This is a genomic window from Micromonospora sp. LHW51205, assembly GCF_003315815.1.
Taxonomy (GTDB): Bacteria; Actinomycetota; Actinomycetes; order Mycobacteriales; family Micromonosporaceae; genus Micromonospora; species Micromonospora chalcea.
On sequence record NZ_QMEZ01000001.1, the window covers coordinates 975,024 to 996,924 of the forward strand.

The 21,901-nt window shown below is 72.2% G+C and carries 20 protein-coding genes, 1 tRNA gene and 1 pseudogene; 5 read left to right on the plus strand and 17 right to left on the minus strand.

All coding sequences use genetic code 11. From position 1 onward, the window contains the following. Positions 1–14: 14 nt before the first annotated feature. Together trpS and DQE82_RS04500 are read right to left on the minus strand one after the other, a co-directional pair. On the minus strand, positions 15–1,040 hold the full coding sequence (gene trpS, locus DQE82_RS04495; protein WP_043326798.1) for a tryptophan--tRNA ligase: 1,026 nt from the start codon (positions 1,038–1,040) through the stop codon (positions 15–17). Positions 1,041–1,073: 33 nt separating this feature from the next. Next, positions 1,074–2,090: a hemolysin family protein gene (locus tag DQE82_RS04500; protein WP_222949268.1), complete on the minus strand. Its 1,017-nt coding sequence runs from the start codon at positions 2,088–2,090 to the stop codon at positions 1,074–1,076. A gap of 177 nt (positions 2,091–2,267) precedes the next feature. Here DQE82_RS04500 and galE point away from each other — a divergent pair, with 177 nt between their 5' ends. After that, on the plus strand, positions 2,268–3,254 hold the full coding sequence (gene galE / locus DQE82_RS04505; protein ID WP_043326801.1) for a UDP-glucose 4-epimerase GalE: 987 nt from the start codon (positions 2,268–2,270) through the stop codon (positions 3,252–3,254). Next, on the plus strand, positions 3,251–4,405 hold the full coding sequence (gene galK / locus DQE82_RS04510; protein ID WP_113972066.1) for a galactokinase: 1,155 nt from the start codon (positions 3,251–3,253) through the stop codon (positions 4,403–4,405). Before galE ends, galK begins: the two co-directional genes overlap by 4 nt. Positions 4,406–4,505: 100 nt before the next feature. Here galK and DQE82_RS04515 read toward each other — a convergent pair whose 3' ends face one another. The 9 genes and pseudogenes from DQE82_RS04515 to DQE82_RS04555 form a co-directional block, all read right to left on the minus strand. After that, positions 4,506–5,807: a sulfate adenylyltransferase subunit 1 gene (locus tag DQE82_RS04515; protein ID WP_030501168.1), complete on the minus strand. Its 1,302-nt coding sequence runs from the start codon at positions 5,805–5,807 to the stop codon at positions 4,506–4,508. Then, the gene (cysD, locus tag DQE82_RS04520) at positions 5,807–6,718 is read right to left on the minus strand and encodes a sulfate adenylyltransferase subunit CysD (RefSeq protein ID WP_030501167.1); all 912 of its coding nucleotides are present in this window, start codon (positions 6,716–6,718) and stop codon (positions 5,807–5,809) included. The genes DQE82_RS04515 and cysD overlap by 1 nt, the downstream gene beginning before the upstream one ends. 79 nt (positions 6,719–6,797) lie before the next feature. Further along, positions 6,798–7,631 carry an inositol monophosphatase family protein gene (locus DQE82_RS04525; protein WP_043326804.1) on the minus strand — a complete coding sequence of 278 codons (834 nt, stop codon included), beginning with the start codon at positions 7,629–7,631 and terminating at the stop codon, positions 6,798–6,800. A 39-nt stretch (positions 7,632–7,670) separates the two neighbouring features. Next, positions 7,671–8,261: an aminoacyl-tRNA hydrolase gene (gene pth / locus DQE82_RS04530; protein WP_030501165.1), complete on the minus strand. Its 591-nt coding sequence runs from the start codon at positions 8,259–8,261 to the stop codon at positions 7,671–7,673. 100 nt (positions 8,262–8,361) lie between these two features. Next, positions 8,362–9,057 carry a 50S ribosomal protein L25/general stress protein Ctc gene (locus DQE82_RS04535; RefSeq protein WP_013283957.1) on the minus strand — a complete coding sequence of 232 codons (696 nt, stop codon included), beginning with the start codon at positions 9,055–9,057 and terminating at the stop codon, positions 8,362–8,364. Between the two features lie 284 nt (positions 9,058–9,341). Next, positions 9,342–10,322, minus strand: coding sequence for a ribose-phosphate diphosphokinase (locus DQE82_RS04540; RefSeq protein ID WP_030501163.1), 981 nt, complete (start codon positions 10,320–10,322; stop codon positions 9,342–9,344). A gap of 56 nt (positions 10,323–10,378) precedes the next feature. Continuing rightward, positions 10,379–11,944, minus strand: a pseudogene (glmU, locus tag DQE82_RS04545) (bifunctional UDP-N-acetylglucosamine diphosphorylase/glucosamine-1-phosphate N-acetyltransferase GlmU); the annotation flags it as partial. A gap of 76 nt (positions 11,945–12,020) precedes the next feature. Then, positions 12,021–12,092: transfer RNA gene (locus DQE82_RS04550), tRNA-Gln, on the minus strand. A gap of 15 nt (positions 12,093–12,107) precedes the next feature. Further along, positions 12,108–12,968 (minus strand): helix-turn-helix domain-containing protein, encoded by an 861-nt coding sequence (locus DQE82_RS04555; RefSeq protein WP_069087187.1) that lies wholly within the window; start codon positions 12,966–12,968, stop codon positions 12,108–12,110. Between the two features lie 69 nt (positions 12,969–13,037). On the opposite strand from DQE82_RS04555, the gene DQE82_RS04560 reads away from it, so the two are divergent. Next, complete coding sequence (locus DQE82_RS04560) at positions 13,038–13,715, plus strand: TetR/AcrR family transcriptional regulator (RefSeq protein WP_174534858.1); 678 nt, start codon at positions 13,038–13,040, stop codon at positions 13,713–13,715. 24 nt (positions 13,716–13,739) lie between these two features. On the opposite strand, the gene DQE82_RS04565 is transcribed toward DQE82_RS04560, so the two are convergent. The 6 genes from DQE82_RS04565 to DQE82_RS04590 form a co-directional block, all read right to left on the minus strand. Continuing rightward, positions 13,740–14,207, minus strand: a complete 468-nt coding sequence (locus DQE82_RS04565; protein WP_043326810.1) for a DUF4383 domain-containing protein — start codon at positions 14,205–14,207, stop codon at positions 13,740–13,742. A 116-nt stretch (positions 14,208–14,323) separates the two neighbouring features. Next, positions 14,324–14,779 (minus strand): DUF4383 domain-containing protein, encoded by a 456-nt coding sequence (locus DQE82_RS04570; RefSeq protein ID WP_043326811.1) that lies wholly within the window; start codon positions 14,777–14,779, stop codon positions 14,324–14,326. 97 nt (positions 14,780–14,876) lie between these two features. Beyond that, on the minus strand, positions 14,877–16,676 hold the full coding sequence (locus DQE82_RS04575; RefSeq protein ID WP_113972067.1) for an ABC-F family ATP-binding cassette domain-containing protein: 1,800 nt from the start codon (positions 16,674–16,676) through the stop codon (positions 14,877–14,879). Positions 16,677–16,739: 63 nt separating this feature from the next. Then, entirely contained in the window at positions 16,740–17,693 is a 954-nt protein-coding gene (locus DQE82_RS04580) for a 4-(cytidine 5'-diphospho)-2-C-methyl-D-erythritol kinase (RefSeq protein ID WP_043326815.1), read from the minus strand. An 84-nt stretch (positions 17,694–17,777) separates the two neighbouring features. Further along, on the minus strand, positions 17,778–18,647 hold the full coding sequence (rsmA, locus tag DQE82_RS04585) for a 16S rRNA (adenine(1518)-N(6)/adenine(1519)-N(6))-dimethyltransferase RsmA (protein ID WP_030501155.1): 870 nt from the start codon (positions 18,645–18,647) through the stop codon (positions 17,778–17,780). Between the two features lie 79 nt (positions 18,648–18,726). After that, entirely contained in the window at positions 18,727–19,632 is a 906-nt protein-coding gene (locus tag DQE82_RS04590; protein WP_113972360.1) for a TatD family hydrolase, read from the minus strand. A gap of 81 nt (positions 19,633–19,713) precedes the next feature. Here DQE82_RS04590 and DQE82_RS04595 point away from each other — a divergent pair, with 81 nt between their 5' ends. Together DQE82_RS04595 and DQE82_RS04600 are read left to right on the plus strand one after the other, a co-directional pair. After that, positions 19,714–20,958 (plus strand): hypothetical protein, encoded by a 1,245-nt coding sequence (locus tag DQE82_RS04595; RefSeq protein WP_113972068.1) that lies wholly within the window; start codon positions 19,714–19,716, stop codon positions 20,956–20,958. Positions 20,959–21,019: 61 nt separating this feature from the next. Continuing rightward, positions 21,020–21,871 carry an alpha/beta fold hydrolase gene (locus DQE82_RS04600; RefSeq protein ID WP_043326820.1) on the plus strand — a complete coding sequence of 284 codons (852 nt, stop codon included), beginning with the start codon at positions 21,020–21,022 and terminating at the stop codon, positions 21,869–21,871. The last annotated feature ends 30 nt before the right edge of the window (positions 21,872–21,901 follow it).

Below are 21,901 nucleotides of genomic sequence, written 5' to 3' on the forward strand. Positions count from 1 at the left end.
TCCCGCCCGGGCCGCTACTCGAACCGCACCGGCGGGAAGAAACCGACCCGCTCGTACGCCGCACGCAGCGTCGCGTCGGCCACCACGCGGGCCTTCTCCGCGCCCCGCGCGAGCAGCTTGTCCAGTTGGGCCGGGTCGTTCAGGTAGCCGTTCGTGCGTTCCTGGATCGGGGTGACGAACTCGCGCACCACCTCGGCCAGGTCCTTCTTGAGGTCGCCGTAGCCCTTGCCGTCGTACGCGGCCACCAGGTCGTCGATGGACCGGCCGGACAGCGCCGAGTAGATGGTGAGCAGGTTGCTGATGCCCGGCTTGCCCTCGGCGTCGAAGACGATCTCGCGGCCGGTGTCGGTGACCGCCGAGCGGATCTTCTTGGCCGAGCGGGCCGGGTCCTCCAGCAGGTCGATGATGCCGGCCGGGGAGGACGACGACTTCGACATCTTCGCCGTCGGGTCCTGCAGGTCGGTGATCTTCGCGGTGTCCTTCACGATGTGCGGCGCGGGCACCGTGAAGGTGCGCCCGAACAGCGAGTTGAACCGCTGCGCCAGGTCGCGGGACAGCTCCAGGTGCTGCCGCTGGTCCTCGCCCACCGGCACCGCGTTCGCCTGGTAGAGCAGGATGTCGGCGGCCTGCAGGATCGGGTACGTGAACAGGCCGACGCTGGCCCGCTCGCTGCCCTGCTTCTGCGACTTGTCCTTGAACTGGGTCATCCGGCCGGCCTCGCCGAACCCGGTGATGCAGCCGAGCACCCAGGCCAGCTGCGGGTGCTCGGGCACCTGCGACTGGACGAACAGCGTGCTGCGCTCCGGGTCGAGGCCGAGCGCGAACAGCTGCGCGGCGGCCACCCGGCTGCGGTGCTTGAGCACCTTGGGGTCGTGCCCGGCGGTGATCGCGTGCAGGTCGACCACGCAGTAGTAGGCGTCGTGGCTGTCCTGCAACGCCACCCAGTGCCGCAGCGCGCCCAGGTAGTTGCCGAGGTGGAACGAGTCGGCCGTCGGCTGGATGCCGGAGAAGACGCGCGGGCGGGCGGGTACGTCGGACATGGCGGCAATTCTGTCAGCAAGCCCCGGCGTCCGTCATGACGGGCCGGTGGATCGGGCGGGTACGGGCGGAAGCGGACTGTTCACCTCACGCCGGGGCTCGGGCAGCCGCGCGGCGGAGACCGCCAGGCGGGACACCCGCCGGCCGTCGAGCGCCAGCACCCGCAGCAGCCAGCCGGCCGGATCGGCGGGGACCGATCCGCCGTCCGGGTCGAGCGTCACCGGCACCTCGTCCCCGGCCACCGGCAGCCGGCCCAGCGCGGCCATCACGAACCCGCCCACCGTCTCGTACGGGCCGGCGGGCAGCGGCACCCCGGTACGTTCGGCGAAGTCGGTCAGGTTGAGCCGGCCGTCCACGACGGCGGGCAGCCCGGTGGATTCCGGCTCGGGCGGGCCGTGCTCCTCGTCGCGGATCTCCCCGACCAGTTCCTCGACCAGGTCCTCGCAGGTGACGATGCCGGCGGTGCCGCCGTACTCGTCGATGACCACGGCCAGGTGGTGGCCCTCCCGGCGCATCTCGGTCAACGCCGCGAGCACGCGCTTGCTGTCCGGCAGGCGTTTCACCTCGCGGGTCAGCTCGCCGACCACCAGCGGCCGGTCGGGTTCCGGGCGCAGCAGCACGTCCCGCAGGTGCACCATGCCGACCACGTCGTCGTGGGTGCCGTCGACCACCGGGTAGCGCGTGTGCGGGTCGTCCCGGACCAGCCGCCGCGCCTGGGCCAGCGGCAGCGCCGCGCTGAGGAAGACCACCTCGGTGCGGGGCACCATGACCTCGCGGACGAGCCGGGCGCCGGCCAGCAGCACCTCGTCGATGATCCGGCGCTCGTCGGCGTCGAGCAGCGTGTTCGCCGCGACCAGGTCCCGCAGCTCGGCCTCGCTGATCCGCTCCCGGCCGGCGACCGGGCTGGCGCCGAGCAGGTCGGTCACCAGGCGGGTGGCGCCGTCGGCGGCCCGCACCACGAGGCGGGCCACGGTGCGGGCCAGCGGGCCGGGTTCGCGTCGGAGCCGCCCCGGCGGACGCCGCCGGGGCCCGGGACCACCACCCTCCCGCATGAGAAGGATGGTAGACAGCGGCCACCGTACGCTCGGGCCGATGTTCGGATCTGTTCAGTCATGAAGGATTGTGATGGAATGGAGGCGGGCTCAACTCGACAGCCGCGACACCGCCCCCGGCCGTAGGGTGATCGCGGGAAGGCCGCGGGACGCGGCCCAGGCAGGAGGACGACCGACGTGAAACTGCTCGTCACCGGCGGCGCCGGCTACATCGGCAGCGTGGTGACCCGGATGCTGCTCGACCACGGCCACCAGGTGACCGTGCTGGACGACCTGCGCACCGGTCACCGGGAAGCCCTCGCCCCCGAGGCGACCCACGTCGACCTGCCGGTGCACGAGGCCGCCCGGGTGCTCACCCCCGACGCCGGGTACGACGGCGTGCTGCACTTCGCGGCCCTCATCGCCGCCGGCGAGTCGATGATCCGGCCCGAGCTGTACTGGCACACCAACACCGTCGGCTCGATCGCGCTCATCGACGCGGTCCGCGCCGCCCGGGTGCCCCGGATGGTCTTCTCCTCCACCGCCGCCGTCTACGGCAACCCCACCGAACTACCCATCCCGGAAACCGCCGTCAAGGCCCCCACCAGCACCTACGGCGCGACCAAGCTGGCCGTCGACATGGCGCTCACCTCCGAGGCGATCGCGCACGACCTGGCCGCCGTCTCGCTGCGCTACTTCAACGTCGCCGGGGCGTACCTGCGCGACGGGCTGGCCATCGGCGAACGGCACGACCCCGAGACGCACCTCATCCCGATCGCGCTCGACGTGGCCGCCGGGCGGCGGGAGAAGCTCCAGCTCTTCGGCGACGACTACCCCACTGTCGACGGCACCTGCGTACGCGACTACATCCACGTGGAGGACCTGGCCCGCGCCCACCTGCTCGCGCTCGACGCGGCCACCCCGGGCCGGCACCGCATCTACAACCTGGGCAACGGCAACGGCTTCACCAACCGGCAGGTGGTCGACGTGGTCCGCGAGGTCACCGGCCACCCGGTGCCGGTCGAGGTCGCCCCCCGCCGCGAGGGCGACCCGGCCGAGCTGGTCGCGTCCTCCGCGCTGGCCCGCGACGAGCTGGGCTGGACGCCGGCCAAGCCCACCCTGCACGACATGGTCGGCGACGCCTGGGCGTTCTACCGGGCCCACGTCGCGGGGCAGCCCTCATGACCGTCGCCGACCGCGCCGCCGCCGGCTTCCGGCAGCGGTACGGCACCGAGCCGGCCGGCCGCTGGGCGGCACCCGGACGGGTCAACCTGATCGGCGAGCACACCGACTACAACGACGGCTTCGTGCTGCCCTTCGCGCTGCCGCTGCGTACCGTGGTCGCCGCCGCGCCCGCCCCGGACGGACGCTGGACGGTCTGGTCGGAGCTGGACGACGAGCCGGTCGAGTTCGGCGCGGCGGAGGCCGACGAGCCCGGCGGCGTCGACGGCTGGGCCGCCTACGTGGCCGGGGTGGTGTGGGCGCTGCGCGCCGCCGGCCACGACGTGCCGGGCGCGCGGCTCGCCGTCGCCTCCGACGTGCCGGTCGGCTCCGGGCTCTCCTCGTCGGCCGCGATCGAGTCGGCGGTGCTGGCCGCGCTGGTCGACCTCGGCGGCCTCGACCTGCCCGCGCAGGCGTGGCCCCGGCTGGCCCAGCGGGCCGAGAACGACTACGTCGGCGCGCCCACCGGGATCATGGACCAGTCCGCCGTGATCCGCGGCCGGGCCGGGCACGCCCTGTTCCTCGACTGCCGCACCGAGGAGGTCGAGCAGATCCCGTTCGACCTGGACGCCGCCGGGCTGGCCGTGCTGGTGATCGACAGCCGGGCGCCGCACCGGCACGCGGACGGCGAGTACGCGGCCCGGCGCCGCAGCTGCGAGCGGGCCGCCGCGACGCTCGGGGTGACCGCGCTGCGCGACGTCGACGTGGCCGACCTCGACGCCGCGCTGGCCCGCCTCGACGACGACGAGACCCGCCGCCGGGTCCGGCACGTCGTCACCGAGAACCAGCGGGTGCTCGACACCGTCGCGCTGCTGCGCGCCGGCCGGGTCCGCGACACCGGTCCGCTGCTGACCGCCTCGCACGCCTCCATGCGCGACGACTTCGAGATCACCGTGCCGGAGATCGACACCGCGGTCGAGGCGGCGCTGTCCGCCGGGGCGTACGGCGCCCGGATGACCGGCGGCGGCTTCGGCGGCTGCGTGCTCGCCCTGGTCGACGCCGAGGCCGCCGACCCGGTGGCCGCCGCCGTCACCGAGGCGTACGCGAAGCGCGGCTTCACCGCCCCCGGCACCCTCACGGTGCTCCCGGCCGACGGCGTCACCCGCCTGGGCTGAGGGTGTAAGGAAGGGCCCCTTATTAACGCCTGCGGTAGAGGAAGGGCCCCTTGTTAACAGCGCGCTGTTAACAAGGGGCCCTTCCTTACGAAGCAGGGGGTCAGCCGGCCTCGACGATCATGCCGGCGCCGACCGTACGGTTGGTGGCCTCGTCGATGATCACGAAGCCGCCGGTGGTGCGGTTGCGGCGGTACTCGTCGGCCAGCAGCGGCACCGTGGTGCGCAGCCGGACCCGGCCGATCTCGTTGAGCTTCAACTCGCCCACCGTCTCGTCCCGGTGCAGCGAGTTGATGTCCAGCCGGTAGTGCAGGCCACGCACGATCGCCCGCGCCGAGCGGGTGGTGTGCTTGATCGCGTACCTGCCGCCGACCTGCAACGGGCGGGTCTCGTCCATCCAGCAGACCATCGCCTCGATGTCCTGCACGGCCATCGGGGCGTTGTTCGGCCGGCAGATCATGTCGCCGCGGGAGATGTCCAGCTCGTCGGTCAGCCGGACCGTCACCGACATCGGCGGGAACGCCTCGTCCACCGGGCCGTCGGCGGTCTCCACCGCCGCGATCCGGCTGGTGAAGCCGGACGGCAGCACCATGATCTCGTCGCCCGGCTTGAGCACACCGGAGGCCACCTGCCCGGCGTAGCCCCGGTAGTCGGTGACGGTGGTGGACTGCGGCCGGATCACGTACTGCACCGGGAACCGCACGTCGACCAGGTTGCGGTCGGACGCGATGTGCACCCGCTCCAGGTGGTGCAGCAGCGACGGACCCTCGTACCACGGCATGTTCTCCGAGCGGGTGACGATGTTGTCGCCCTTGAGCGCGGAGACCGGCACCACCGTCAGGTCCGGCACGTCGAGCTTCGCCGCGAACGCGGTGAACTCGTCGGCGATCCGCTCGTAGACCTCCTGCGACCAGTCGACCAGGTCCATCTTGTTGACACAGAGAACCAGGTGCGGCACCCGCAGCAGCGAGCAGAGGAACGCGTGCCGGCGGGACTGCTCCACCAGGCCCTTGCGCGCGTCCACCAGGATCAGCGCCAGGTCGGCGGTCGAGGCGCCGGTGACCATGTTCCGGGTGTACTGGATGTGCCCGGGGGTGTCGGCGATGATGAACTTGCGCCGCGGCGTGGCGAAGTAGCGGTACGCCACGTCGATGGTGATGCCCTGCTCCCGCTCGGCGCGCAGGCCGTCGGTGAGCAGCGCCAGGTTGGTGTACTCGTCGCCACGCGCCGCGCTGACCGCCTCGACGGCGGCGAGCTGGTCGGTGAACAGCGACTTGGTGTCGTAGAGCAGACGGCCGATGAGCGTCGACTTGCCGTCGTCGACGCTGCCCGCGGTGGCGAACCGCAGCAGGTCCATCGGCCGCGCGGTGTCGCTCTCGGCCGGCGCCAGGGTCTCGACGCTCATCAGAAGTAGCCCTCTCGCTTGCGGTCCTCCATGGCGGCCTCGCTGACCCGGTCGTCACCACGGGTCGCGCCGCGCTCGGTGATCCGCGTGGCGGCCACCTCCTCGATCACCTTCTCCACCGTGTCGGCGTCCGACCGGACCGCCGCGGTGCAGGAGGCGTCACCCACGGTCCGGTACCGCACCTGGGCCTTGAACGGCTGCTCACCGGCGCGGGCCCGGAAGAACTCGTTCACCGCGTAGAGCATGCCGTCGCGCTCGATCACCTCGCGCTCGTGCGCGTAGTAGATCGACGGCAGCGGAATCCGCTCCCGCGCGATGTAGTGCCACACGTCCAGCTCGGTCCAGTTCGACAGCGGGAACACCCGGATCGACTCGCCCGGGTGGTGCCGGCCGTTGTACAGCGCCCACAGCTCCGGACGCTGGTTCTTCGGGTCCCACTGGCCGAACTCGTCGCGGAAGCTGAACACCCGCTCCTTGGCCCGCGCCTTCTCCTCGTCGCGCCGGGCGCCGCCGAACAGCGCGTCGAAGCGGTGCTTCTCCACCGCCTCCAGCAGCACCGGCGTCTGGATCCGGTTGCGCATGCCGTCGGCGGACTCGCGGACCAGGCCCTTGTTCAGCGCCTCCGGCACGCTCGCCACGATCAGCTGCAGGCCCAGCTCGGCCACCCGCTGGTCGCGGTAGTCGAGCACCTCGGGGAAGTTGTGCCCGGTGTCCACGTGCATCACCGGGAAGGGGATGTTGGCCGGCGCGAACGCCTTCTGGGCCAACCGGAGCATCACGATCGAGTCCTTGCCGCCGGAGAAGAGCAGCACCGGCCGCTCCATCTCGGCGACCACCTCGCGCATCACGAAGATGCTCTCCGCCTCAAGGGCGTCGAGGTGCGACACCTGGTACGCGGCGGGGGACGTCATGACACGAACTCGATTCGCACGGATCCGTACATCGGATTCCAGACCTTTCAGGTCGGACTCGTGAAGAAGAACGCTCAGGTTACCCGGAATGCCGCTGCAACGCTGCAAGCAACCGACTCGCGAGATCCTTGCGGCAGACCAGCAGATCCGGTAGACGCGGGTCGGCCCCGTTGTATTTCAGCGCAGAACCGTCGATCCGGGAAGCATGCAGACCGGTGGCCGTCGCCACAGCGACCGGAGCGGCCGAATCCCACTCGTACTGACCGCCCGCGTGGATGTACGCGTCGACCTCACCGGTGACCACGGCGGCGATCTTCGCGCCCGCCGAGCCCATCGGGACCAGATGAGCGCCGACGTCCTCTGCCAGATCGGTCAGGAAAACCGGCGGACGGCTACGACTGGCCGCCAACCGGATGACCCGCCGGCCGCCGCCCACGGCCGCCTCCACTGTCATCGGCGGATACGCCGGCGGATGGTCCGTGCCGAGCACCCGGTGCTGGGCCGGCAGGCCCACCGCGCCCGCCACCAGACCGTGCGGCGTCGACGCGTGACGCGACCAGAGCGCCACGTGCACCGCCCAGTCCGAGCGCCCCTCCTCCGCGTACTCCCGGGTGCCGTCCAGCGGATCGACGATCCAGACCCGGTCCGCGTTCAGGCGCGACAACGCCGCGTCCGTCACCTCCGCCGTCCAGGCCAGCCGCGAACCCTCGTCCTCCTCCGACAGCACCGCGTCCGCCGGCCGCCACTTCGCCAGCTCGGTGCGGATCAGATCGTGCGAGACCTTGTCCCCGGCCGACCGGAGCGCGCCCGCGTCGGCGAACCCCATCTCCGTCCGCAACGCCGTCAGCGCCTGACCGGCCCGCGACGCCAGCCACCGGGCGAAGCCGCCGTCGATCATCGGAGGACTGCCCATGATGCTCCCGTCGCCCGCCCTTCGGTCCCCGGCCACTGCTCAGCCCCCGTGGTACAGGTTCTGCGTCGGCTCCACGCCCTTGAGAACCACCGACTCCACCACGTCCGCCGCGCGGTCCACCAGGAACTCCAGCTCCTTGCGCTCAGACGGGGAGAAATCCGAGAGTACGTAGTCAGCCGGGTCCTGCCGGCCCGGCGGCCGGCCGATGCCGAACCGCACCCGCACGTAGTCCTTCGTGCCGAGCGACTTCGACATCGAACGCAGACCGTTGTGGCCGCCCTCGCCGCCGCCGCACTTCACCCGCACCTGCCCGTACGGGATGTCCAGCTCGTCGTGCACCGCGATCACGTGCGCCGGCGGGATCTTGTGGAACTGCGCCAACCCGGCCACCGGGCCGCCGGAGAGGTTCATGTACGTCAACGGCTTGAGCAGCACCAGCTTCGGCCCGCCGAACCCCAGCCGCCCCTCCGCGGCCTCGGCCATCGCGCGCTTGTGCCGCCCGAACTTCGCGCCCACCCGGGCCGCCAGCAGGTCGGCCACCATGAACCCGACGTTGTGCCGGTTGTTCGCGTACTCCCGGCCGGGGTTGCCCAGGCCGACCACCAGCCACGGCCCCGCCTCGTCCGTCACCCGACGCCCCTTCCCGCTCGCTTCCCCGACCAGCCGTCCCGATACGCCGACAGGCGCCCCCGGGAACCGGGGACGCCTGTCGCACAGCCTTGCGGACCGGTCAGGCCTCGGTCTTCGCCTCGGCCGGGGCCTCCTCGCCCTCGGCGGCCGGAGCGCCCTCGGCACCCTCGGCGGTCTCCTCGCCGACCTCGGCCTCGGCCTCCTCGGTGGCCTCCTCGACCTCGGGGAGGGTGGCCTCGAGCTGCTCGGCGGTCGGAGCGGCGGTCACCGAGGCGACAGCGGTCTCCTCGTCGGTGGCCAGCTCGACGCCGGCCGGCAGCTCGACGTCGGCGGCGGTGATCGTGGTGCCCGGCTCGGCGCCCTCGATCGACGCCTCCAGGTGGTCCGGCACCTTGGTCGCGTCGGCGGTCACCGACAGCGTGTCGTGGTCGTGCACGATCAGCGTGTCCTTCGCGGCCTCACCGGTCAGCTGGACCGGGACCTCGACGGTGACCTTCTCGCCCCGGCGGACCAGCAGCAGGTCCACGTGCTCGAAGGTGTCCTTGATCGGGTCACGCTGGATCGCCTTCGGCAGCGCCAGCACCTGGGTGCCGTCGCTGACCTCGATCGCGAAGAGCTGGTTCGCGCCGCCCTTACGGATCGCGGCGGCGAACTCCCGCGCCGGAAGCGCGATGTGCTTGGGCTTCTCGCCGTGGCCGTACAGCACGGCGGGCACCTTGCCGGCCCGGCGGGTACGACGGGCACCACCCTTGCCGAACTCGGTACGGGGCTCGGCGCTGATCTTTACCTCGGACACGGGGAAACTCCTGATGCTTCGCTGCGGCGGCTTGTCGTCTGGCGGTGCTGGGGCGAGGGGCTCGCTGGGGCTAGGGTCATGAACGACCGCCCGGAGCACCGCGTCGATGACGGCGCCTCCGTGCGGTGCTTGTCAGCAGCCCGCCGGGCACCCTCGCCGTGGCAACCGCACCAGTCTACCCGAGGGAATTCCCGGCTCTCCGGCAGTCCCCCATATCACCGCGCCGCCGGTTCCGCAGGGCATCGGCCCGGCCGCCGGAACACCGGCGACCGGACCGGCACTCCTCAGCTCAGGCCACCGAACAGGGTGGTCACCGAACCGTCGTCGAAGACCTCCCGGATCGCCCGCGCCAGCAGCGGGGCGATCGACAGTACGGTCAGCTTGTCCAACTGCTTCTCCGACGGCAGCGGCAGCGTGTTCGTCACCACGACCTCGCTGATCGGGCTGTTCTTCAGCCGCTCCGTCGCCGGATCGGACAGCAGCGCGTGGGTCGAGGCGACCACGATCTCCGCCGCGCCCTGCTCCTTGAGGATGTCCGCCGCCTTGGTGATCGTGCCACCGGTGTCGATCATGTCGTCCACGATCAGGCACACCCGGCCCTCGACCTCACCGACCACCCGGTTCGCCACGACCTGGTTCGGCTTGAGCGGATCGCGGGTCTTGTGGATGAACGCCAGCGGGCAGCCGCCCAGCCGGTCGGTCCAGCGCTCCGCCACACGTACCCGGCCCGAGTCCGGCGCCACCACCGTCATCGGGCGGCCCGCGTACTTGTGCTCCACGTACTCGGCCAGCACGTCCATGGCGAACAGGTGGTCCACCGGGCCGTCGAAGAAGCCCTGGATCTGCGCGGTGTGCAGGTCGACGGTCAGGATGCGGTTCGCGCCCGCCGTCTTGAGCAGGTCGGCGATCAGCCGCGCCGAGATCGGCTCCCGGCCGCGGTGCTTCTTGTCCTGCCGCGCGTACGGGTAGAACGGCAGCACCACGGTGATCCGCTTGGCCGAACCGCGCTTCAGCGCGTCGACCATGATCAGGGTCTCCATGACCCAGGTGTTCACGCCGTGCGTCACGGACTGCACCACGAAGGCGTCCGAACCACGAACCGAGTCCTTGTACCGGACGAAGATCTCGCCGTTGGCGAAGTCGTACGCGTCGGCCGGCGTCGGCGCGACGCCGAGCACCTCACCGATCTCCTTGGCCAGCTCCGGAAAACCCCTCCCGGAGAAGAGCATCAGGCTCTTGCGGTTTTCGGCGACGATGCTGCCCATGGGCCCGTCTGCTCCCGTATGTCGGTGGTGCCCGGCGGCGGTGGGGCCGGGGAGTGTTCGGTTGCAGTATGCCCCCGGTTCAGCGATCCACCCACGGCCCGCCGATCCCCGTGGAGTCAGTCACCTTCCCTTGCGGCTGCGCCCGACTCCGGCGCATCCTCACCGGCCCGCCGCGCCGCCTCCGCGGCCTCCGTGCCGGCCCGCTTGCGCAGCACCCAGCCCTCCACGTTGCGCTGCTGGCCCCGCGCCACCGCCATCGCGCCCGGCGGCACGTCCCCGGTGATCACCGAACCCGCAGCCGTGTACGCGCCGTCGCCGACCCGCACCGGCGCCACGAACATGTTGTCCGCTCCGGTACGCGCGTGGCTGCCGATGGTGGTGTGGTGCTTGCGTACCCCGTCGTAGTTGACGAAGACGGTGGCCGCGCCGATGTTGCTGTGGTCGCCGATCGTCGCGTCCCCCACGTACGACAGGTGCGGCACTTTCGAGCCCTCACCGATCGACGTCTTCTTGGTCTCCACGAACGTGCCGACCTTCGCCTTGCGGCCCAGCCGCGACTCCGGCCGCAGGTACGCGTACGGCCCCACGCTGGCCTCCGGCCCCACCTCGGCGCCGAGCGCGTGGGAGCGCACCACGCTCGCGCCCGCGCCCACCACCGTGTCCACGAGCGTGGTGTCCGGGCCGACGAGCGCGCCCGCGCCGACCACCGTGGCGCCCTGGAGCTGCGTGTTCTGGTCGATCACCGCATCCCGTTCCACGGTCACCGTCACGTCGATCCACGTCGTGTGCGGGTCGAGGATGCTGACCCCGGTACGCATCCAGCCCTCGTTCACCCGGTCCCGCAGCAGCCGCCGCAGCGCGGACAGCTCCACCCGGTCGTTGCAGCCGAGCGTCTCCACGTGGTCGGCGGCGCAGTGCACCGCCACCGGCTCCCCGGCGTCGCGCAGCAGCGCGAAGACGTCGGTCAGGTACTCCTCGCCCTGGTCGTTGTCGGTGGACAGCTTGCCCAGCGCCTCCCGCAGGCGGGCCGCGTCGAACGCGTAGATGCCCGCGTTGATCTCCCGCAGCGCGCGCTGCTGGGGCGAGGCGTCCCGCTCCTCCACGATCTGCTCCAGGTGCCCCTGCACGTCCCGCACGATCCGGCCCAGGCCGGTCGGGTCCGGCACCTCGGCCGCCAGCACCGTCGCCGCCGCGGCGGCTTCCTCGTGCGCCTCGACGAGCGCCCGAACCGTCTCCGGCCGCAGCAGCGGCACATCCCCGTTGATCACCACGACGGTGCCGGTCGCGTCCGGCACCGCGTCCAGCGCGATGCGGACCGCGTGCCCGGTACCGAGCTGGCGCTCCTGGAGCACCGGCGTCGCCGCCGGGGCCACGTCGGTCAGATGCGCCCGGACCTGGTCGGCGCCGTGGCCGACCACCACCACGGTGCGGTCCGCGCGCAGCGGCCCGGCCGCGGCGAGGACGTGACCGAGCAGGGTACGGCCGAGCAGTGGGTGCAGCACCTTGGGCAGGGACGACTTCATCCGCTTGCCCTCACCGGCGGCGAGCACGACAACGGTGCGGAGGTGGGGCTGGGACACGACGTGGCTCTCCCGTCGGGACGGCGACAGTCTCGCGGTCATGCTAACCACGCGGCTCGCCACAATTCGCATCCGGCCACACAAACGTCGTTCGCCCAGGAGCGATCCGACGAATGAGCTGGGGTGCCTGGATTCGAACCAGGAGCTCAAGGCTCCAAAGGCCTGCGGGTTGCCGTTACCCCACACCCCATCGCTATGTCAAGACCTACGGATCAGCGACTTTTCCTTGCGTCTCGTCCGTGATCCGGAACAGCTCGGCGATCATACCTTCGATCTGCCAGTAGAGCTCGCGACTGCGGGGCACCGTGATCACGAGACATCCGTGATAGGTGTCGCCCGTGTTCCGCCGCAGCGTGGTCGGGTTGTGCCGCTTGAGCACCGTGCGGCGAAACCGCTCGGCAGGTAGTCGCAGCCGCCTCACCCACCAACGCACAGCCGCCTCCGCGTCCGCTGACTCGTGGATGCTCACCCGATAGGTCGGCACCGTCCGATCTACGCCGCACACTTCGAGGAAGCGGAGGAAGAGGGCCAGCAACCCCGGATCGGTGTTGACGAACTGGACCGTCACCGCTCGACGCCAGGGCTTCGACTTGGCGCCCTCGCACCAGTAGATCGCGGCGCCCAACATCAGCAGATCCCGCTCACCGAGCCCGCCGACCACCCCGGCGGACCTGGCGTGTTCCGCGGCCTGCGCGGCGTCCCGCGACTCCCGGTACGCGCTCCAGCGCGCCTCCGTCATCGCCCGTGAATGGGCACGTCGCCGCTCGGCCGTCGCGTCGTCCGGGTTCAACGGCAGGTGCCGCACCCACTGGTAAGCGGTCGACTTCGCCACGCCGAGCTGCTCCGCGATCTGGTTGACGGATCGGCCGGCCGCGCGCAGCCGCAGCGCCTCAGCGCGGGCGTCGTCGCGCGCACGGGGCCGGCGGGTCCACTCAGGCGGCGGGATGCCGCGCAGCAGCGCGTACACCCGATCGCGGCCGATGCCCAGGCGGGCCCGGATGTCGGCGACGGAGAGCTGCTCCTCGACACGCAGGCGGCGCACCTCGGCGGCGAGTGGGTCGACCATGGACCGAACTTAGAACGTACGTACGACAACGAGGCGTCCGGTCGGACCGCGTACGCCTCGCCTGGCAGGATGGGGCGGGTGACCGACGTTCCCGGCAGTGACCGCGCCCGGCGGCGGCCCGCGCCGGCGGCGAAGCCGTCCCGGGTGCGGATGTCCGCGACGCAGCGGCGCGAGCAGTTGATCTCGATCGCCCGGCAGATCTTCGCCGAGCGCGGCTTCGACGCGACCTCGATCGAAGAGGTGGCGGCGCGCGCCAAGGTGTCCAAGCCGGTGGTCTACGAGCACTTCGGCGGCAAGGAAGGGCTCTACGCGGTGGTGGTGGACCGGGAGGTCCGGGCCCTGCTGGACCGGATCACCACGGCGCTGACCGCGGGCAATCCGCGGGAGCTGCTGGAGCAGGCCGCGTTGACGCTGCTGACCTACATCGAGGAGGAGACCAGCGGGTTCCGGGTGCTGGTCCGGGAGTCGCCGCTGATGTCGGCGACCGGCAATTTCAGCAGCGTGATGAACGACGTGGCGCACCAGGTGGAGCACATCCTGGCGGGCGAGTTCTCCATCCGGGGGTACGACCCGAAGCTCGCCGAGCTCTACTCCCAGGCTCTCGTGGGCATGGTGGCGTTGACCGGGCGCTGGTGGCTGGAGGTGCGCAAGCCGCGCAAGGAGACGGTGGCGGCGCACCTGGTGAACCTGGCCTGGAACGGGTTGTCGCACCTGGAGTCGAAGCCCGGGCCGATCCCCCGGGGCTGACGCCGCGTCAGCGCAACAGCCGCGTCAGCGCTCGCCGATCGGGTGGTAGCGGCGCTGCCGTTCCTCCTCGGCGTGCTCGGCGGTGCCGACCTTGTCGTACAGGCCGGTGGCGAGCAGGATCAGCCCGAACAGCAGCGACACGATGACCGTGGACATCGAGAAGTTGAGGAAGTTCGCCGAGGTCTGCAGCACCGACATCATCAGGATGCCGGTGACCAGGAAGACCACGCCGGCGGTGAGGTTCATGTAGTGGCCGAGATTGGTGCGGCGGGACGCGCCGACCAGCAGGACCGCGCCGAAGACGACCGAGACCAGCGAGAAGGCCAGGTTGGTGCGCAGGCCCAGCGCCCAGTTGCTGCCCCGGCCGAACAGCCCTTCGCCCCAGGTCAGGAAGACGCCGTAGACGCCGAAGACGAGGATGTAGAGGCCGATGAGCCCGGACAGCACCCGGTAGAGGGGCCGCGCGGGGTGGTTCACCGGGAAGTGCGCCATGGTGCCCTCCAGTCGTGCGACTGATTCGGGGCAATTGTCGCCTGGGTTGTCCGTTCGCGTCCGGAAAACACCGAAGGCCCGGCGCGCGGCGCGCCGGGCCTTCGTACGAGGAGGGATCAGAGCACCAGGCGGGCCTTCTGCCATGCCTCGTGCTCCTCGTCGGAGCCGACCTTGCTGTACATGCCGGCCATCAGGAGCACCAGCGCCAGGGTCAGGACCACGACGTCGGTCATGATCGAGAAGTTGAAGATGTTGACGTCGGTCTGCAGGAACGCCAGCGAGCCCAGGCCGATCACCATCAGGGTGTAGGCCAGCCACTGGTTGATCGCCACGTCGAGGTTGCGGCCGATCGCGGTGCCGACCAGGATCACGACGCCGACGAGCACCGACACCAGCGAGAACGCCATGTTGGTGCCCTGGCCGAGAACCTTGGTGTCGTCCTGGGCGAAGAAATCGCCACCGGCGCTGGCGATGACGCCGAGGCCGCCGAAGACGACGAAGTACAGACCAACGATCCCGCCGATCGCCCGGTAGATCGGCCGCGCGGGGTGGTTGACGGGGGTGTGGGCCATCTCTGCGTCTCCAAAAGACCGTTCGGACGAGGGTTCCACCGGTGATTGTCCCGTACGCCGGTCAGTGACGCCGCACACCCCCCACCCCGGCGGCAGGTCAGCCGCCCGGCAGCTCCTCGGCCAGGGCCAGCCAGGTCTCCTCGGTGCGGTCCCGCTCGGCCCGTACCTCCTTGAGCTGTGCGTCCAGCTCGGCGACCCGGGCGTAGTCGGTGGCGTTCGCGGCGAGCTGCTCGTGCAGGGCCGCCTCCTTCTGTTCCAGCTTGGCGATCTGCCGTTCCAGCCGGTTGAGTTCCTTCTTCGCGGTGCGTACCTCGGCGGCGGACATGCCCTCGCGTTCCGGCGCCGTGGTGGCCGGGGTGAGGTCGGCGGGCGCCGGGCCGCCGGCCGCGGCGGCGCGTGCCAGGTACTCGTCGACGCCGCCGGGCAGGTGCATCAGCCGGCCGTCGCCGAACATGCCGTACGCGACGTCGGTGACCCGCTCGATCAGGTAGCGGTCGTGGCTGGCCACCACGATCGTGCCGGGCCAGGAGTCGAGCAGGTCCTCCAGCGCGGCGAGCGTGTCGGTGTCCAGGTCGTTGGTGGGCTCGTCGAGCAGGAGCACGTTGGGTTCCCCGGCGAGCAGGCGCAGCATCTGCAGGCGGCGGCGTTCCCCGCCGGACAGGTCGCTCACCGGGGTCCAGAGCCGCCGGTCGTCGAAGCCGAAGATCTCGGCGAGCTGGGCGGCGCTGATCTCCCGGTCGCCGAACTGCACGCGCCGGGCCACCTCTTCGACGGCTTCCAGCACGCGCAGGTGGCCGGGGAGTTCGGCGAGTTCCTGGGAGAGGAACGCGGGCCGGACGGTCTGCCCGGCGGCGAAGCGCCCGCCGTCGGGGCCGGTCACCCCGGCGAGCATCCGCAGCAGGGTGGTCTTGCCGGCGCCGTTGCGGCCGAGGATGGCCACCCGGTCGCCGGGCCCGACCTGCCAGGTGGTGTCGTGCAGGATCTCCTTCGGGCCGGCGTGCAGCCGCACGTGTTCGAGGTCGTACACCTGCTTGCCGAGCCGGGCGGTGGCGAGCCGTTGCAGCGACATGGTGTCGCGGGGTTCCGGGACGTCGGCGATGAGCGCGTTCGCCGCGTCGATGCGGAACTTGGGCTTGGAGGTGCGCGCCGGGGCACCGCGGCGCAGCCAGGCGATCTCCTTGCGGAGCAGGTTCTGCCGGCGGGCCTCGGTGGCGGCGGCCACGCGCTGCCGTTCGACGCGGGCCAGCGTCCACGCGGCGAAGCCGCCCTCGTACGCCCGGACGGTCTGGTCGGCGACCTCCCAGGTGGTGGTGCAGACGGCGTCGAGGAACCAGCGGTCGTGGGTGACCACGACGAGCGCGCCCTTGCGGGTGACGAGGTGCCGGGCCAGCCAGTCGACGCCACCGACGTCGAGGTGGTTGGTGGGCTCGTCGAGGACGAGCAGGTCGGCGTCGCGGACCAGCAGCGCGGCGAGCGCGACCCGGCGGCGTTCCCCGCCGGACATCGGGCCGACCGGCGTGTCCAGGCCGAGGTGGGGCATGCCGAGGCCGTCGAGGATGGCGCGCACGCCCGCGTCGCCGGCCCACTCGTGCTCGGCGCCCATGCTCTCGCCGAGCCAGGCGGTGCCGAGCACCACGTCCCGCACGGTGAGGTCGGGGGCCAGGTCCAGGCGCTGCGGCAGCCAGGCGACGCGCAGGTCGCGGCGGTGGGTGACGCGGCCGTCGTCGGGTTCCTCGGCGCGGGTGAGCAGCCGCAGCAGCGTCGACTTGCCGGCGCCGTTGAGGCCCACCACGCCGACCCGGTCGGCGTCGTCGAGGCCGAGCGAGACGTCGGTGAGCAGCGGCCCGGCGGCGCCGTACCCCTTGGACACCCGGTCCAGGTTGACGATGTTGGCCATTCCCCACCTTTCACGACTCAGGCGTCCCGGGGCCCGGGACGCCTGAGTCAAGGGTACGGGGCGTCAGACCACGCGGGCGCCGGCGACCGGTCCGTGCGCGACGCGGGCCTCCCGGCACACCCCGGCGGCGGTCAGCTCGGCGGCGATCCGCCCCGCGTCGGACTCGCCGGCGGCGAGGAAGACGCAGGTGGGTCCGGAGCCGGAGACGATGCCGGCGAGCGCGCCGGCGGCCTCGCCGGCCTTGAGCGTCTCGGCCAGCGACGGGCGCATGGTCAGCGCGGCGGCCTGGAGGTCGTTGCCGAGCGTGGCGGCGAGGACCCGTGGGTCGCGTTGGCGCAGCGCGGCGAGCAGCGCGTCGGTGCTGCCCAGCGGGGTGCCGGCGGCTCCGGCGTCGCGTAGCCGGTCCAGTTCCCGGTAGGCGGCCGGGGTGGACAGGCCGCCGTCGGCGATCGCCACCACCCAGTGCCAGGAGGTGGGGCGGGCGAGCACCGGGCTGACCGTCTCGCCGCGGCCGGTGCCGAGCGCGGTGCCGCCGTGGATGAGGAACGGCACGTCGGAGCCGAGGTCGGCGGCGATGCCGGCCAGTTCGTCGCGGGACAGCCCGGTGCCCCAGAGCGTGTCGCAGGCGACGAGCGCGGCGGCGGCGTCGGCGCTGCCGCCGGCGAGCCCGCCCGCGAGCGGGATCTGCTTGCGCAGGTGCAGCCGGGCGTGCGGGGCGACGCCCGCGTAGCCGGCGAGCGCGTGCGCGGCGCGCAGCGCCAGGTTGGTGTCGTCCAGCGCCAGCTCCCCGGCACCCTCGCCCTCCATGGTGAGGGTGAGCGTGTCGCCGCGCCGGGCGGTCAGCTCGTCGTAGATGGAGATCGCGTGGTAGACGGTGTTCAGCTCGTGGTAGCCGTCACGCCGCAGCGGTCCCACCCCGAGATGCAGGTTGACCTTGGCGGGCACCCGCACCTTGACCGGGCCGCTGGCCCCGCGCCGCTGCCCGTCCTCGTCCTCCGGTCGCCATGCCTCGGTCACCGGGTGCGCTCCCCTGGACGCGGGCGGATGTCGAACGGCTTCTGCACGGTCAGCTCCTCGGCGGGGTCGGGCAACGGCGCCAGCCTACTGCTCGGCGGCGGAGCCGTCGGGGGCCGACGCGGCGATGGCGGCGAACTGCTCCACGGTGAGCGATTCGCCGCGTGCGGACGGGTCCACGCCGGCCGCGGCGAGCGCCGCGGCGGCCCGGTCCGCGCCGCCGGCCCAGCCGGCCAGGGCGGCGCGCAGCGTCTTGCGGCGCTGCGCGAACGCGGCGTCGACGACGGCGAAGACGGCCTTCCGGGGTACGTCCGGCCGGGGCGGTTCGCGCCTGGTGAACGCGACCAGGCCGGAGTCGACGTTCGGCACCGGCCAGAACACGTTCGGCGGGACCTTGCCGGCGGCCCGGGAGCGGGCGTACCAGGCGAGTTTGACCGACGGGATGCCGTACACCTTGGAGCCGGGACCGGCGACGAGCCGGTCGGCGACCTCCTTCTGCACCATCACCAGGCCGTGCCGCAGTGTGGGCAGCTCGGCGAGCAGGTGCAGCACGACCGGCACGGCGACGTTGTAGGGCAGGTTCGCCACCAGCGCGGTCGGCGCCGGGTCGGCCAGGTCGGCGGCGGTGACCCGCAGCGCGTCGGCCGGGTGGACGGTGAGCCGCCCGGCGGCCTCGCCGGCGAAGCGGGCGGCGGTCTCCGGCAGCGCGGCGGCGAGCGCCGGGTCGAGTTCCACGGCGTGCACGTGCGCGGCGACCGGGAGCAGGGCGAGCGTGAGCGAGCCGAGGCCGGGGCCGACCTCCAGTGCCACGTCGTCCGGGGTCAGCCCGGCGGTGGTGACGATGCGGCGCACGGTGTTCGGGTCGTGCACGAAGTTCTGGCCGAGCTTCTTTGTCGGCGTGACGCCGAGGCGCGCGGCGAGTTCCCGGATCTCCGCCGGGCCGAGGAGTCCGGTCACGCCCCGTAGCGTAAGCGCCCCCGCCGGAGGGGAAGGAAGGGCCCCTTCTTAACGCCTCGCGATATGGAGGGGCCCCTTCTTAACGCCACGGGCCGAACGCGCGCTCACCGTTGGTGGAGATGGCGGCGCAGAGGGTGTCCAGGTCGACGCCGGTGGTCTCGGCGAGGAAGCGGACGGTCAGCGGGATCAGGTACGAGGCGTTGGGCCGTCCCCGGTGCGGCATCGGGGTCAGGTACGGCGCGTCGGTCTCCACCAGCATCTGCTCCGGCGGGGTGACGGCGGCGGCCTCGCGCAGCGCGGCGGCGCTGCCGAACGTGACGGTGCCGGCGAAGCTGAGCAGGAAGCCGCGCCGGACGCACTCGCGGGCGAAGTCGGCGTCGCCGGAGAAGCAGTGCATGACCACGGTGTCCGGGGCGCCCTCGTCGTCGACGACGCGCAGCACGTCGACGTGCGCGTCGCGGTCGTGGATGACCAGCGCCTTGCCGTGCCGCTTCGCGATGGCGATGTGTGCCCGGAAGCTCTCCTCCTGCGCGGCCCGCCCCTCCTCGCCGGTACGGAAGAAGTCCATCCCGGTCTCGCCGACGCCCCGGACCCGGTCCCGGCCGGCGAGCGTCTCGATCTCGCGCAGCGCCTCGTCCAGGTCGGCCAGCCGGGGCGCCTCGTTCGGGTGCAGCGCGACGGTGGCGAGCACCGCTGCGTACCGGTCGGCGACGTCGGCGCCCCACCGGGACGAGTCGACGTCCACGCCGACCTGGACCAGCCGGTCCACGCCGGCCCGGGCGGCGACGGCGATCGCGGCGGCCACCGGGTCGTCGCCGGAGGCGCCGCCCGGCGGTGTGCCGAACTCGCCGACGGTGATGTCGAGGTGGGTGTGGCTGTCCGGCACGGGTACGGGCAGCGGCTCGGGTGCGGGCGGGAACTCCCCGGCCCGGCGGGCGGCGCGCTGCTTGCGGGTCTCGGTCTGCTCGGTCATCGCGGCCAGCATCACACACCGGCGCGGGCCGGCGTTCCCGGACCGCCACCGGCCGTTCACACGCCCCACATCTGGCGGGCTTAGCGTCCCGGAGTGACAGTCACCGACCATGCCGGTGGGCCCGCCTCCGACCGGGCCGGGTTGCGCGTGACGTACGCCGGCCGGGTGCACCCGGCCGAGGAGATCGCCCGGGGCGCGGCGTACGAGCTGTTCAGCGCCGACGAGGCACCCGGCTTCGAGTGGTGTCCCCGGCCCGGGGGCGGCTATCCGTGGCGCCGGTTCGTGCACGCGACCGAGGTGGACGCGGTGCACGGGGGCTCAGGGACGGCCGACGAGACGGACGCGCCGCTGCTGATGCCGGTGCACCGGGACCGGGGTTGGGCGTACGTACACCGGCTCAGCCAGCAGCCGGGGGCGGCGGGTGACCCGACGTTGGCCGCGGTGCGGGCCTCGGCGGTGATCCGGCCGGGCACCCGGATGGTGAAGGTGCTCTCCGCCCGCCAGCTCGCCGGCTACGTGCGGGGGTGGCTGCCGCACGGCTTCTGCTACCGGGAGCACGACGTGGCGCACCTGCGGACGCCGGCCGGGATGGCGGTGCTGCGGGGCGACTCCGAGGGCGGTGACGTGGCGTACGCGCTGCGCTGGCGGGCCGCCGACCCGGCCGACTACGACGTGCCGGTGGGCGAGGCTCACCGGGGGCTCATGGCGTTGCCGCCCCGGGACCGGCTCGGGCCGCCGGTGCTGGGCACCGGGTTCGTGCCGAGCAGCGCGCAGCTCGTGCCGGAGTTCGTCACCCGGGAGTTCGCCGACCTGCCGATGCCGGCGAACGCCACACTGCTGGCCTACCCGGCCGAGGGGGTGGAGGTGGTGCTCTACACCTACCAGGCGGAGCAGCGGGGCTGGCTGCGCCTGGCGGGTCCGCAGTGGCGGCACCTGCTCGCCGCGGTGCCCGGCCTGGCCGCCGATCAGGAGTACGTGCCGACCGGCGAGGCGCCGCGCTCGACCCGGCTCGTCGGCACGTACGCGGGTTCGGAGTACGAGGCGGTGGCAGACCAGCCGGGCGGGTTCCGGGTGCTGGCGATGACCCGGGCGGCCCGCTACCCGGTGGACACGCCGGCCCGGCGGCTGCGCACGGCGACCTGGCGCGGGGCGCCGTGCCTGGTGCTGCGGGAGGAGGGTGGCTGGCTGCGGTTGCGGCTGCGCCGCCCGGATCCGGACGCGGTGGCCGCGACCGGCGCTCAGTGTCTGGAACGCGGCGTGTACGAGGTCTGGGCGCCCGGCGGCGAGCTGACCGACGACCGGGTGATGGACCTGCCCTATCCGGCCCGGCACGAATAGACGGGGGCAGGTCGGGAAGCCGTTGGGGTCCGAGAAGCCCGCGCTGAGGGGGAATCCCGACATGCCTTTCGTCACCGTCGGTACGGAGAACTCCGCACCCATCGACCTGTACTACGAGGATCACGGTTCCGGTCAGCCGATCGTGCTGATCCACGGTTTCCCGTTCAACGGGGCGACCTGGGAGAAGATGAGCGGTCCGCTGCTGAACGCCGGGTACCGGGTGATCACGTACGACCGGCGTGGGTTCGGCAACTCCGCGCAGCCGGCCATGGGCTACGACTACGACACGTTCGCCGCCGACCTGGACGTGTTGATGACCGAGCTGGACCTGCGCAACGCGATCCTGGTCGGGCACTCGATGGGCACCGGTGAGGTGACCCGCTACCTGGGCGCGTACGGGTCGGACCGGGTGGACCGGGCGGTCCTGCTGGCCCCGTTGGCGCCGTACCTGCTGAAGACGCCCGACGACCCGGAGGGCGTCGACAAGAGCATGTTCGAGGGGTTCCAGAAGGCGATCATCCAGGACCGGTTCGCCTACCTGACCCAGTTCTGCGACGCGTTCTTCAACGCCAGTGAGAACCGGGGGAAGCTGGTCAGCGACGAGGCGTACCACGCGCACTGGCAGATCGGCGCGCAGGCGTCGGCCAAGGGCACCCACGACTCGGTGGACGCCTGGCAGACCGACTTCCGCGGTGACCTGCCGAACATCGACGTGCCGGTGCTGATCATCCAGGGCGACAAGGACAACGTGCTGCCGTTCCCGGTGACGGGCCAGCGGCTGGTGAACATGCTGTCCGACGCCAAGCTGGTCACGCTGAAGGGTGCGCCGCACGGCACGCCGTGGACCCATCCCACCGAGGTCAACAAGGCCATCATGGAGTTCATCGGCAAGCCGAGCATGGCGACCGCCTGACCCGGCGGACGATCGCGGCCCCGGGGAGAT

Coding starts and splice junctions, on each gene's coding strand:
- DQE82_RS04540 (WP_030501163.1), bottom strand. CDS start 10,322: ATGGGCAGCATCGTCGCCGAAAACCGCAAGAGCCTGATGCTCTTCTCC.
- trpS (WP_043326798.1), bottom strand. CDS start 1,040: ATGTCCGACGTACCCGCCCGCCCGCGCGTCTTCTCCGGCATCCAGCCG.
- cysD (WP_030501167.1), bottom strand. CDS start 6,718: ATGACGTCCCCCGCCGCGTACCAGGTGTCGCACCTCGACGCCCTTGAG.
- DQE82_RS04525 (WP_043326804.1), bottom strand. CDS start 7,631: ATGGGCAGTCCTCCGATGATCGACGGCGGCTTCGCCCGGTGGCTGGCG.
- DQE82_RS04500 (WP_222949268.1), bottom strand. CDS start 2,090: ATGCGGGAGGGTGGTGGTCCCGGGCCCCGGCGGCGTCCGCCGGGGCGG.
- galK (WP_113972066.1), top strand. CDS start 3,251: ATGACCGTCGCCGACCGCGCCGCCGCCGGCTTCCGGCAGCGGTACGGC.
- DQE82_RS04590 (WP_113972360.1), bottom strand. CDS start 19,632: ATGCTGGCCGCGATGACCGAGCAGACCGAGACCCGCAAGCAGCGCGCC.
- DQE82_RS04515 (WP_030501168.1), bottom strand. CDS start 5,807: ATGAGCGTCGAGACCCTGGCGCCGGCCGAGAGCGACACCGCGCGGCCG.
- DQE82_RS04560 (WP_174534858.1), top strand. CDS start 13,038: ATGGGGCGGGTGACCGACGTTCCCGGCAGTGACCGCGCCCGGCGGCGG.
- DQE82_RS04575 (WP_113972067.1), bottom strand. CDS start 16,676: ATGGCCAACATCGTCAACCTGGACCGGGTGTCCAAGGGGTACGGCGCC.
- DQE82_RS04565 (WP_043326810.1), bottom strand. CDS start 14,207: ATGGCGCACTTCCCGGTGAACCACCCCGCGCGGCCCCTCTACCGGGTG.
- DQE82_RS04600 (WP_043326820.1), top strand. CDS start 21,020: ATGCCTTTCGTCACCGTCGGTACGGAGAACTCCGCACCCATCGACCTG.
- DQE82_RS04570 (WP_043326811.1), bottom strand. CDS start 14,779: ATGGCCCACACCCCCGTCAACCACCCCGCGCGGCCGATCTACCGGGCG.
- DQE82_RS04555 (WP_069087187.1), bottom strand. CDS start 12,968: ATGGTCGACCCACTCGCCGCCGAGGTGCGCCGCCTGCGTGTCGAGGAG.